We start from the raw sequence: 12,356 nt of genomic DNA, 5'->3' as shown, positions 1-12,356 counted from the left end.
CTCAGGGGCATTTTGTTTATTTGAATAAATTCCAAAGCTATCAGCCTTTAGCAATCAGCCATCAGGAAGCGGCTTCGCCGCTTTATTATCGGACGGATAATATCCGCCCCTGCATTATGCTAACGGCTAAGGGCTAATGGCTAAAATCAGGATTTTGCTTTGCAAAATCCTGATTTACTTATGCGCTCTTTTTTCTCAGTGTGCGCTTAACTATGCCTTTCAGGCGCTCGCAGGTATCCTGCGGAAAGTCCGTAATGAACTTTATCGCCTGCTCGTGAGCCTCCTCCTTGGAGAGCTTCAGGAACTTGTGGAAGAACATATACACCTCGTTGAATGAGGCGAATATCTCGTCAACTGCCTTTTCGCCCTCGGGAGTGAGTACCACGCTGTTGCAGAAATCCTCATACACATATCCGCAGTTCGCCAGACACCTGAGCATCTTGCTGACGCTGGGTCTGGAAACTCCCAGATGACGGGATATGGTTACACAGCGGACGTATTCCTCTGTATCGGACAGTTCCTTTATTGCAACCAGATATTTTATCTGACCTGCACAGTGTTTCATATTTTACTCCTTTCAGAAATACAATGGATCATTTATCGGAGTCGATAAGGTGCCAGTAGCCCTTGAGATAGACTGCTCCCGAAATAACGGTGAGTACGGTGGATATCCATACCAGAACGGGAACGAGGATATTGTCAACAGCGTTCCTGAAGCCGTCGGGGAAGTCTATACCGAAATCAAAGCAGAGACACAGCCAGAACAGTATAGCCACGATAGCTACCATAGTAAAGGCGGTCTTGAGCTTGCCCCAGATACCTGCAGCAACGACCACACCGCTGTTTGCGGCGAGAAGTCTCAGTCCCGACACCATAAATTCTCTTGCGGTGATGATTATGAGCGGTATCGCGCCCATGTTCACCTCTGAGAGCTCCACAAATACCGTAAGTGCTGCAATGACAAGCACCTTATCGGCAAGGGGATCGAGGAATTTTCCGAAGTTAGTTACAAGATTGCGCTTTCTTGCTATCTTTCCGTCGAGGGCGTCCGTGATGGAAGCCGCCGCGAATATTACCAGCGCGATACCGTAGTGGAACGGTATGCTGATATACATAAACAGCAGGAAAAACGGAATAAGTATGACTCTGAGAAGGGTCAGCTTATTTGGCAGATTCATTTGCTTATCACCTCTCCTATAAGGTCGTAATCAAGGGTATCGGTGATCCTGATAGTGACGTATTCACCGATCTCAAGTGGCGTTTCGGACGTAAAGAACACCTTTCCGTCGATATCGGGTGCGTCGAGGGGAGTTCTTCCGAACCAGCACTCGCCGAACCTGTCGAAGCCCTCCACCACAGCGGTGAGCTCCGCGCCCATAAGTTTTTCGTTGTTTTCGCAGCTGATGAGCATCTGCTGCTCCATAATTATGTCAGCGCGGTGAGAAGCGGTCTCCTCATCTATCTGATCGGGCATATCGTAAGCCCTTGTGCCCTCCTCACGGGAATATGCGAAGCAGCCCAGCCTGTCAAAGCGGACTCTCTTCACGAACTCAGCCAGCTCCTCGAACTGCTCCTCGGTCTCTCCGGGGAAGCCAGTTATGAGGGTGGTCCTGAGGATGATACCGGGGACCTTTTCGCGGATATGCCTGAACAGCTCCTCCAGCTTTTCGGTATCTCCCCAGCGGTTCATGCGCTTGAGAATATCGCCGTTGCAGTGCTGAATGGGTATCTCCAGATACTTCACCAGCTTATCCTCTCTTGCGATAACATCGAGGAGCTCGTCGGTAATGCGCTCGGGATAGCAGTAAAGAGTGCGTATCCAGCGTAATCCTTCGATCCTGCACAGCTCGCTGAGAAGCTCGGGGAGTTTCTGCTCGCCGTAGAGGTCCTTTCCGTACTGAGCGGTATCCTGAGCGATGACCACCAGCTCGGTAACGCCGTTCTCTGCGAGATAGCGAGCTTCTTTGAGTATATCCTCCATTGGTACACTGCGGAACTTTCCTCTTATCATGGGGATAGCGCAGTAGGTACAGCAGTTGGAGCAGCCCTCGGCTATCTTGAGATATGTGAAGAAGGGCAGAGTTGAGATGACTCTCTCTCCGCTGAGCTCCGCGTCCAGTTTGGGCGCGAAACAGACGTACCTCTCGCCCTCAAGAACGTGGTCGAGGACGTCAACGATGTCCTTGGTATTTCCTATGCCGATAACAGCGTCTGCCTCGGGGAACTGCTCCGCAGCCTCCTCCTTATACCTCTCAACGAGGCAGCCTGTGATGATTATTTTTTTGAGGGTGCCCTCCTCCTTGAGCTTGCCCAGCTCAAGAATGGTGTCGATAGCCTCCTCCTTTGCAGACTTTATGAAGCCGCAGGTATTCACGACTGCCACATCGGCAAGTCCGGGCTCTGTCACCAGCTGATAGCCGTGACTTCTGAGCTTGTAGAGCATACGCTCCGAATCAACAAGGTTCTTTGAACAGCCAAGAGAAACCATTCCCACCTTGATCGCCATATCAGTTTTCCTCCTCGGGGTCAGATACGTTCTCGAAGTAATCCTTAACGGCGCGGTTTATGTCTGTATAGTCGTAGCCGTATCTCACAAGAGCGTTCTTGACCTTTTCAATTGATTTTCTGTCCTCACGGTCTGTCAGATAGCGTGAGTGTTTTGTCCGCAGAAGCTCGTCGAGGTTCTCGCGGAACCTGTCGGCGTAGGGCTCAAGAGCGTCCTCGGCGATAAACTCGCTTATCCCCTTCTGCATCAGCTCTCTTTTTGAGCGGCGGAAGCCGTAGTGCTTTGACTCCACCAGCTTTCGCGCCATACGCTCGGCATATCTCTCGTCGTCGATGAAGCCGTGCTCGGTGAGCCTTTTCATGACTGCCGTGCAGAGCGTCTCGCTTTTATAGTTATCCACCAGCTTCCCCAGCATTTCCTTGTAGGTGTAGTCCCTGTAATCCAGCAGGTACAGCGCCCTCTGATAGGCTCTGCGGAAGTTGGAGGCGTAGATTATCTTTCTCAGGGTGTCGCGGTCGGTCTCCATGCCCGAACGGATACCGAAATCGGTGATGATGTCCGCATGGAGATAGAGCTTTCTCCCGTCATCCAGCTCTGCCTCAAAGGTAGAGCCCTTGTATCGTTTGACCGATAGTATCTTCATTATTCCTCAGCAGGTGTGAACTCCTCAAAGTTCTCATCGAAGTTTGCAAGAACGTCGTCGTTTGCGCCGCCGTCCTCAGCAGAAGACTTCTCGGCAGCAGCGGGAACTGCACTTTCGGCGTCTTTCTTGCCCTTCTTGGGAGCAGCAGCCTTCAGCTCGTCCTTGCGCGCAAGTATCTGCTCCTCGATCTCCTTCATGAGGTTCTCGTCGTTCTGGAGGAGCTCCTTGACGTTGTCGCGTCCCTGTCCCAGCTTCTGATCCTTATAGCTGAACCATGAACCGCCCTTCTTGATGATGTCAAGGTCAACGGCAAGGTCAAGCACCTCGCCCGTACGGGAAATTCCCGTACCGTACATAAGATCAAACTCGCACTCCTTGAAAGGAGGAGCCACCTTGTTCTTTACTATCTTGCAGCGTGTGCAGGCGCCGATTACGTCTGTACCCGACTTGATGACCTCGCCCTTTCTTACCTCGATACGGACAGATGAATAGAACTTCAGAGCGCGTCCGCCGGGGGTAGTCTCGGGGTTTCCGTACATAACGCCGATCTTCTCACGGATCTGGTTGATGAAAATGGCTACACAGTTGGACTTGGATATAGCCGCCGTCAACTTTCTCATAGCCTGAGACATAAGGCGGGCAAGCTGACCTACATGGAGGTCGCCCATTTCGCCGTCGATCTCGGCACGGGTAGTCATAGCAGCGATAGAGTCGAGAACTATTACATCGATGGCGCCGGAACGGATAAGAGCCTCCGCGATCTCCAGAGCCTGCTCACCGCTGTCGGGCTGTGAAACGAGGAGGTCGTCGATATTGACGCCGAGAGCCTGTGCGTACACGGGGTCGAGGGCGTGTTCAACGTCGATGAAAGCAGCCTCGCCGCCTGCCTTCTGAGCCTGAGCCACGATGGAGAGAGCAACGGTGGTCTTACCCGAGCTCTCGGGACCGTATATCTCAACGATACGTCCTCTGGGGACGCCGCCTATACCCAGCGCCATGTCCAGTGTCATGGAGCCTGTGGGGATAGCATCAACGTTGAGGGTCTTGGTCTGTCCCAGACGCATAACAGCGCCTGCGCCGTACTTCTTTTCTATCTGCTTGAGAGCACCCTCAAGAGCGGTCTTCTTGTCCTCTTTCGTAGTAACTCTCACAACGGTAGGCTTTTTAGCAAGTTCCTTCTTAGCCATTGTGATTTCCTCCTGTCCTGCCTGCATCACGCAGGTCTGTTTACTATTATATTCCTTGCGGCGGCAGTTCTGATGATACCTCCGCCGTCCTGTCTCAGCTCCACATCGGTGAAGCTGTTTTCTTCCAGTATTCTCTTTACGTCCTCATGCTGACCCATGCCGAATTCATAGGCGATGAAGCCGCCCTCCTTCACGGATATCTTCCAGAGCTGAGTAAGGGCTCTGTAAAAGCCGAGACCGTCCTCGCCGCCGAAAAGCGCCTCCGCAGGCTCGTATGTGACCTCGGTCATGAGCTCGCTCATATCCTTTGAAGTGAGGTATGGGGGATTGCTGACCAGTATATCCAGTCCCATGAGGGAACGGGCGGTCTCCCGTTTCAGCACATCTCCCTTTATAATATGTATGTCACCGCAGCCGTTGAGCTGCGTATTCTGTCTTAGATAAATGAATGCCTTTTCTGACAGCTCCACAGCGTAGACCTCCGCGTCTGGGAGCTCCTTTTTCAGAGCAACGGCTATACAGCCGCTTCCGCTGCAAAGGTCGGCTATTTTTGGGGCTCTCAGTCCCTCTCTGCGGCAGATGTCAAGGACCTGCTCCACCAGAGTCTCGGTATCGGGACGAGGTATGAGCACTCCCTCTCCCACCTTGAATTGGCAGCCCCAGAACTCCCACTGTCCCAGCAGGTACTGAAGAGGATAGCCCTGAGCCCTGCGCTCTGCAAGGGCGAGTATCTCAGCCGCCTTTTCCGCGGGAACGGGCATTTTCGGTGCGAACATTGGATTGCGCTCTCCCAGAAGGTCCTGAAAGATACAGTTTGTATCGAAATCGGCAGTCTCCTCATCGCGTCGGGCGATAAGGCTGCGGACCTGTGCAAAGAGCTCGCCGCGGCTCACCACCTGTCCTCCTCCTTATTCTCGGGGATGCAGGGCTTCATAGCCGCAATAGCTATCTCTATCATGCTGTCATCGGGCTCACGGGTGGTTATGCGCTGCATAGCCAGTCCGGGGGCGGACAGTATCCTTGTGAAGACGTTGTCGTTGTTTCCGGCAAGTCTTATGCACTCGTAGGAAAGTCCCACAACTACGGGGAGCAGAGCAAGTGAAGCCACTATTCTCTGCCATGTTACGGTAAAAGGCACAAGGCACATTACCAGTATGCTGATTATCAGCACTATGAATATGAAGCTGGTGCCGCAGCGCTTGTGGAAGCGTGTCTGCTTGCGGACGTTCTCCACTGTCAGGGGAAGCTCCGCCTCATGGCAGGCTATGGTCTTATGCTCTGCGCCGTGGTACATATACTGCCTTTTTATATCCTTTGTAAGGCTGACTACCCACATATAGGACACGAAAAGGACTATCTTGACGATGCCCTCAAGGAGAGAGCGGAGTATCCTGTGCTCCTTGATAGCGGGGATAAGTCCCACGAGCCACTTGGGCAGGAACACGAAAAGACCGATAGCAATGGCAACTCCTATTATAATGCCCAGATACATGATGATATCTCCTGCGCCGCCCTCTTTTTTATCGGAAACTGTCTTTGCTTCCGACTCTGCGGGAGCGGTCACAGCCGTATCGGCGGCAGCAGCTTCGGTCCTGTTCTTCTTTTTCTTGTCATCTTCCTCGTCGTCATCGGGCATCTGTTTTTCCGCAGACTTCATCATATACTTATAGCCCTTGACCAGTGAGGTCACGAAGTTGGTGCAGCCCCTTACAAGAGGAGTTTTCTTGTACCACGGAGCGCCCTTTCCGTTATTCTCGTCCCATGTCTCAAGGTCAATGGTACCGTCGGGGAGACGGCAAGCCATTGCACCCGTATTGGGTCCCAGCATCATTATGCCCTCGATAAGCGCCTGTCCGCCTATCTTGGACTTGAATTTTTCCTGTGAACTGTTGTTTTTACTCATTTTTCCACCTTGTTGAAATTGGCAATGCAGTGTGCCTTACTGCTTTACGGCAGGGAGAGTGATAGTAACGGTAGTCCCCTTTCCCTCGCCCTCGCTGTCGATATCGACTGAGCCGCCGTGCATACTGATTATCTCGTCCGCAACTGCGAGACCTATGCCCGAGCCGCGGCGAGTGTGGTTAGCCTTGTAGAATTTCGTCTTTACCTTTGCAAGGTCGGACTGCTTTATTCCGCAGCCAGTATCGGCTACGGAAACGATAACGCTGTCTCCCTTTTCGTAAGCCTTTATGGTGACCGTATCCCCGTCCGAGGAGTACTTCACCGCGTTGTCTATAACATTGATGAACACCTGTCTGATGCGGTTCTTGTCGCCGTATACGAATGGCAGCATCTCGGGCTCATCGTAGATTATCTGCTTGTTCTCGCGCCTTGCCTTGTCACTGTATATGAGCACGGCGTCGCCCAGCTCCGCCAGAATGTCCATATTGGCGTTCTGGAGGGTGAAATGACCGTTCTGCATACGGGAGAAGTCAAGGAGCTCCTCTACCATCTGTGAAAGACGCTCTGTCTCATTGACGATGACGCCGACGCCCTTCTTCATGGTATCGGGGCTTCCGCCGCCGTCTATCATGAGGGTCTCCGCCCAGCCCTTGATAGCGGTGAGAGGAGTTCTCAGCTCATGGGACACCGACGATATGAACTCATTCTTCATAGCCTCGGCGGTAGACAGCTCGTCAGCCATATTGTTTATGGCGGTACACAGGTCGCCTATCTCGTCATCGCTGTCGTTGTCGATACGGGTTGTAAAGTCGCCCATGGCATACTTTCGGGCAATACCGCTTATCTGCCTTATGGGACGGACGATGGAGCCCGCAAAGTAAAGGCCCGTTATGATGATGATGAGGATTATTATAAGGCAGACTATGGTGACTGCCGCCGTATAGGTCTTTATGGTGTTGTCTATATCCGTAAGGGAGGTGACCATCCTGACGGCGCTGTACTCGTTGCTCATGGAGTTTATGGGCACGGATACTGCCAGCACCTTCTCGCCGCTAACCATCCTGTACACATGATAGCCCTCGTTCTTTTCGAGAGCCTCCTGATAGTCGGGCATGGGGTCATCGGCATCGGGAGTAAATCCCGAGGAGGTGAGAACCACTCTTCCCTTGGAGTTTACAGCCATCAGCTCTATCTTGTCCTTCTCGTTGAAGTTTTCCAGCATATTTCTCATCTCTGCGGAGAAATTCGCCGAGCTGTCCTGCGAATACATACTCAGGACGCTGGTAACGGCGTTAAGCTTCGAGACGAGGTACTGCCTTGCAGAGCTGTAGAAATAATTCTGTATCGCATAGACAATGACCATGTCTATGACGAGGAGCGCCAGCACTACAACGCCGAGGTTGTTGAATATCCAGCGCTTTGTGATACTCTTTTTAGCCATTACTGCATATCATTCCATTTATAGCCGTAGCCCCAGATAGTAATGATGTACTTGGGGTTTGAGGGCTCTTCCTCTATCTTCATTCTGATACGTCTGATATTTACATCGACTATCTTATCATCGCCGTAGTAGCTCTCGCCCCAGATATGGTTGAGTATGCTTGCACGGTCGAGGGCGGTGTTCTTGTTGTTCATGAAGAATTCCAGTATCTGGTACTCCACCTGTGTGAGCTCTATCTGCTCGCCGTTCTTGGTGACGGTGCGGCTCTTGAGGTTCAGCACGAAGGGACCGCTTTCTATGACAGACTGCTTCTCGTTCTTGATGAAGCTCATGCAGACGCGGCGGTAAATAGCGTCAACTCTCGCAGTGAGCTCAGAGGGTGAGAAGGGCTTGGTGATATAGTCATCGGCGCCTATCATAAGTCCGCTCACCTTGTCCATCTCCTGAGTTCTTGCGGTGAGCATGATAATGCCTATGGTAGAGCTTTTCTCGCGTATCTTCTTGCACACGGTAAAGCCGTCGATACCGGGCATCATTATATCGAGGAGGACGATATCGAAGTTGCCGTGCTCGGTCTCAAAGGTCTTGAGCGCAGCCTCTCCGCAGTTGACGTCCACAACGTCATAGCCTGCACGCTTGAGGTTTATGACCACGAATTCGCGGATAGTGTCCTCGTCCTCGCAGATAAGTATACGTTTCATCGGTTTTTCCACTCCTTTTTGTGTGAGTTTCCTGTTATATCAGCAGCATTCGGCTGCGTGGTCAGTCTCTGAATCTGAATCCCACCGCGGCTTCGCCCGCAGTGATGGAAAGTCCGTCGTCCTCTGCATCGGAGTCCGGCGGTATATAGGCGAGATATGAGGACTCTCCCTTGGTGTGCATGAGCATATATCCTCCCGATATTCTGTCATCTCTGGATGGCTGATCCTCGGCGCAGAAAATATGGAGCAGCTCTCTGCCCATGCCCTCATCGCCGTAGGTGCAGAACACTATCTCATCGTTGACGATATCGCGCTTGACCGAGACCTTTCCCTCCCATTTTTCGGGAAAAAGGAAGATATATCCGTCAGTTACGCTGTAATAGGAGGTATAGTGCCTCTCCAGCTGAAAGTCGTCATTTACCTGCATCCAGTCGGTGAGCCTGAGCTGTTCGCCCTCCTCATATACCTCGTATCCGGGAGCAACTGACTGGAGTGGTATCTCGGGGCTTCCGTCGCCGTCAACGTCGAAGCAGGTACAGCCTGCGGGACGGATAGTAGCCTCCGACTCCTCGGGGGTGGCGAACACCTTGTGCAGCATGCCGTCGTCCATGTATACAACATCGGTCTGTATTGAGCCTGTGCCCGAAACAGCGTCGATGTAGAGCCCTGTCTTGACGCTTCCCACCTTGCCGTAGCTTATGTTGTCGAACTCGGTGAAGCTTCCGCTGAGGGGCTGGAACGCCCTGTGGTAGATGCCGTCCTCGTCCAGCTTATAAGCCTCTGCCGCCGCAGGCTCTCCGCCCGAGGCTGACGTGAGGCGCAGGAACTCCATCTCACCGTCCATATCGAGGTCCTTGACGTCGATGAATGCGTATGAGTCGGAGAACGTGGGTTCCTCAAGAACTCCGTCAACGCAGTTATATATGGAAACATTCTTCTCGGAACGGTTTATCATGCTGGTTCCGATGATGATGTTTATCCTGTTGTTTGAACCCAGCTTCGAGATCATGACCTTTTCGATCTCGCTGCCTGCTGCCGCCGTATCATAGCCCGAGCTCCAGTGGTCGCCCTCTTTCTCGAGAAGCTTTATACGCAGCGGATTTTCGTCCGCGGCATGGTTGTTCCTCTCATAGAAGACAAGTGCCTCATTGACGCCGTCGCCGTCGATATCCTCGATGATGAACGCCGAAAGGTACTTTCCCGATTTCGGGTATTTAAGGCTTATTGACGAGCCTATGGAGTTTTTCAGCGCGGAGTATATCTGCTCCTGCTCGACACTGAGCTTCGGCGGAGCCATAAGAGTATCTATGCTCGCTCCGAATGTGCAGCCCGTAAGCGCAGCCCCCGTTATGAGGGCTGTGAAAAAAGCCGATATCTTTTTCATATCCGTAAAAATCATTCACGCTCCGAGAGCTTTATGTATTCCTTTTCCTTTGCGATGGCCTTGTATGCGGGACGGATTATCCTTCCGCCTGTGAGTATCTCCTCCATGCGGTGAGCAGCCCAGCCTGCCATACGGGCAACTGCAAAGAGAGGTGTGAACAGCTCGTCGGGGATGCCCAGCATCCTGTACACCAGACCCGAATACATATCCACGTTGGCACACATAGCCTTGGTGCTGCCCTTCATCTCCTTGAATATCTCGGGAGTAAGTCTCTCTATGGTCTCGAGGAGACGGAATTCTGCCTCTATCTCTCTGCCCTTTGCAAGCTCGAAAGCCTTCTTCTTGAGTATCACTGCACGGGGGTCGGAAACGGTGTAGACCGCATGGCCCATGCCGTAGATAAGGCCCGAATGGTCGTTGGTCTCCTTGCGGAGGGTCTTGCGCATATAGTCAGCGACCTCACCCTCGTCCTCCCAGTTCTTTATGTTCTCCTTGAAGTTATCCAGCATATGGATGACCTGAAGGTTTGCGCCGCCGTGACGGGGTCCCTTGAGGGAGCATATAGCCGAGGAGTAAGCGGAATAGGGGTCTGTGCCCGATGAGGTCAGCACGCGGCAGGTAAAGGTGGAGTTGTTTCCGCCGCCGTGCTCAGCCTGAAGCATGAGCAGACGGTCCAGCATCTGAGCCTCGTCCTTGGTGTACTGTCTGTCGGGGCGGAGGAGGGAAAGTATACACTGAGCGGTGTTCTCCTCGTAATTTATGGGATGCATTATCATGCTCTGGTTGTCGAATACCCTGCGCTTTACCTGATAGGCGTTGGCCATGATAACGGGCATTTTTGCGATAAGGCTGACAGCGGTCCGCATCTCGTTCTCAAGCCCCTTGTTTTCGCACTCGTCGTCGTAAGAATACAGAGCCAGCACGGAACGTGCAAGCTTGTTCATGATATTCTTAGAAGGAGCCTTGAGTATCATATCCTCAACGAAGCCGTTGGGAAGGTCTCTCTTTACCGAAATATATGAGCTGAAGGTCTTGAGCTCCTTCACATTGGGCAGATGTCCGAAGAGGAGAAGAAAAGCAGTCTCCTCATAGCCGTAACGGTCATCGGCTTCTACATTCTCAACAAGGTCATTTATATTGTAGCCTCTGTAGATGAGCTGACCGGGTATAGGCTCTCTTTCGCCCTCGTTCATAACATATCCGTGTACGTTGCAGATATTGGTGATACCTGCCATAACACCTGTGCCGTCGCTGTTGCGAAGTCCTCTCTTGACATGATATTTTTCATAGAGAGACGGTTCGATAACGGTATTATCCGCAAGTCTCCCGCATAAATCTGTAATATTGGCGCCTGAAATGTATGACGGCATCATGATCACACTCCTAAAACATATTCATTATTAATTATACACCATATTCAGTGTGATGTCAAATGTTATTTACAATATAAAGGCATTGTATAAAACGTATGTTCCTGTGTATTTTGCCGAAAGGAGAAGCTTATGAAAAAACATCTCGCCGCAGCTCTGCTGCTCATCGTCTCTGTGACGCTCATACCTGCTGTACCTGCCCTGACAAAAAGGACTCCTGCGAATGTGAAGGGAGTCCCCCTCACTCAGCAGGAGGGATATGCCGTTTCAGGCGAAAACACCGCCGAAAAGCCTGATTTCAATGCAAGTCCGTACAAGGTTCTGGACACAGAAAGCGGACAGATACTCGAAGTATCCGTCCGCGACTACGTCATCGGAGCCGTCTGCGCGGAGATGCCTGCATCATTCGGGAAGGAGGCTCTCAAGGCGCAGGCTGTCGCCGCCCATACCTACGCCGAGCGGCAGCGCCTCCGCGAGCAGGAGTCTCCCACCCCCGAGCTGTGCGGCGCCGACTTCTCCGACGACACCTCGAAATATCAGGGCTTTTTTACCAAAGACGAGATAAAGGAACGCTTCGGTGACAGGTTCGATACTGACTACGCAAAGATTTCCGCAGCCGCAGACGAGGTCCTGCCCTATATCCTCACCTACGACAACGTTCCTATAATCGCCGCGTTCCACTCCATGTCGGCAGGCTTTACCGAAAGCGCCGAAAACGCATGGGGCTCCCCTGTGGAATACCTTGTGGAGGTGGACAGCCGTTCCGACCTTACGGCGCCGAAATTCCGCGAGGAAAGGCGTTTTACGGCGGCGGAGCTGAAAGCCGCTCTCGAAGCGGCTTTCGACGGCGCGGTCCTCGGGGACGATATGACAAGCTGGCTGAACGTTCTCACGGTATCCGACTCGGGAACAGTGCTGGAAGCTTCCGTCGGGGACCGCACCGTCACAGGAGGTCAGGTGCGTTCCGCACTTGACCTCCGCTCCGCCGCCTTTGATGTACGGTACGAGGGAGATGAAGCCGTCATAACCACCAAGGGCTTCGGCCACGGCGTGGGAATGAGCCAGTACGGTGCGGACGCAATGGCGTCCGAAGGCAGCAGCTGGCGTGAGATACTTGCCCATTATTATCCGAACTGCACCATAACTGCGGCATGAGCATTTTGTGCAAAGTGCAATAAAAGATGTTCATTTATTGCCGTTTCGGCTGTTCCGTATTGACACG

General features: G+C 52.4%; 12 protein-coding genes. 1 reads left to right on the top strand and 11 read right to left on the bottom strand.

All coding sequences use genetic code 11. From position 1 onward, the window contains the following. Positions 1–178: 178 nt before the first annotated feature. From DSZ37_RS06270 to DSZ37_RS06220, 11 genes are all read right to left on the bottom strand, one after another. Positions 179–565: a metal-dependent transcriptional regulator gene (locus DSZ37_RS06270; protein ID WP_109726086.1), complete on the bottom strand. Its 387-nt coding sequence runs from the start codon at positions 563–565 to the stop codon at positions 179–181. 28 nt (positions 566–593) lie between these two features. Next, positions 594–1,178: a CDP-diacylglycerol--glycerol-3-phosphate 3-phosphatidyltransferase gene (gene pgsA / locus DSZ37_RS06265; RefSeq protein WP_109726085.1), complete on the bottom strand. Its 585-nt coding sequence runs from the start codon at positions 1,176–1,178 to the stop codon at positions 594–596. Then, positions 1,175–2,506: a 30S ribosomal protein S12 methylthiotransferase RimO gene (gene rimO / locus DSZ37_RS06260; protein ID WP_109726084.1), complete on the bottom strand. Its 1,332-nt coding sequence runs from the start codon at positions 2,504–2,506 to the stop codon at positions 1,175–1,177. The genes pgsA and rimO overlap by 4 nt, the downstream gene beginning before the upstream one ends. 1 nt (position 2,507) lies before the next feature. Further along, the gene (locus DSZ37_RS06255; RefSeq protein ID WP_109726083.1) at positions 2,508–3,149 is read right to left on the bottom strand and encodes a regulatory protein RecX; all 642 of its coding nucleotides are present in this window, start codon (positions 3,147–3,149) and stop codon (positions 2,508–2,510) included. After that, complete coding sequence (gene recA / locus DSZ37_RS06250) at positions 3,149–4,336, bottom strand: recombinase RecA (RefSeq protein WP_109726082.1); 1,188 nt, start codon at positions 4,334–4,336, stop codon at positions 3,149–3,151. Before recA ends, DSZ37_RS06255 begins: the two co-directional genes overlap by 1 nt. A gap of 26 nt (positions 4,337–4,362) precedes the next feature. After that, complete coding sequence (gene prmC / locus DSZ37_RS06245; RefSeq protein ID WP_242978578.1) at positions 4,363–5,229, bottom strand: peptide chain release factor N(5)-glutamine methyltransferase; 867 nt, start codon at positions 5,227–5,229, stop codon at positions 4,363–4,365. Next, the gene (locus DSZ37_RS06240; RefSeq protein ID WP_109726080.1) at positions 5,226–6,239 is read right to left on the bottom strand and encodes a DUF1385 domain-containing protein; all 1,014 of its coding nucleotides are present in this window, start codon (positions 6,237–6,239) and stop codon (positions 5,226–5,228) included. The genes prmC and DSZ37_RS06240 overlap by 4 nt, the downstream gene beginning before the upstream one ends. 36 nt (positions 6,240–6,275) lie before the next feature. Beyond that, positions 6,276–7,679 (bottom strand): sensor histidine kinase, encoded by a 1,404-nt coding sequence (locus DSZ37_RS06235; protein WP_109726079.1) that lies wholly within the window; start codon positions 7,677–7,679, stop codon positions 6,276–6,278. Next, entirely contained in the window at positions 7,679–8,380 is a 702-nt protein-coding gene (locus DSZ37_RS06230) for a response regulator transcription factor (RefSeq protein ID WP_109726078.1), read from the bottom strand. Before DSZ37_RS06230 ends, DSZ37_RS06235 begins: the two co-directional genes overlap by 1 nt. A 61-nt stretch (positions 8,381–8,441) precedes the next feature. Next, positions 8,442–9,779, bottom strand: coding sequence for a hypothetical protein (locus DSZ37_RS06225; protein WP_109726077.1), 1,338 nt, complete (start codon positions 9,777–9,779; stop codon positions 8,442–8,444). Next, positions 9,776–11,137: a citrate synthase gene (locus DSZ37_RS06220; protein WP_173328660.1), complete on the bottom strand. Its 1,362-nt coding sequence runs from the start codon at positions 11,135–11,137 to the stop codon at positions 9,776–9,778. The genes DSZ37_RS06225 and DSZ37_RS06220 overlap by 4 nt, the downstream gene beginning before the upstream one ends. A gap of 129 nt (positions 11,138–11,266) precedes the next feature. Here DSZ37_RS06220 and spoIID point away from each other — a divergent pair, with 129 nt between their 5' ends. Further along, a complete protein-coding gene (spoIID, locus tag DSZ37_RS06215; RefSeq protein WP_109726076.1) occupies positions 11,267–12,289 on the top strand; it encodes a stage II sporulation protein D in 1,023 nt (340 codons plus the stop codon). Positions 12,290–12,356: the final 67 nt, after the last annotated feature.

This window comes from Ruminococcus flavefaciens (assembly GCF_900116855.1).
GTDB lineage: Bacteria > Bacillota > Clostridia > Oscillospirales > Ruminococcaceae > Ruminococcus > Ruminococcus flavefaciens_R.
Note: the sequence above shows the minus strand (reverse complement) of the source record. Positions and strands in the feature narration are given on the sequence as shown.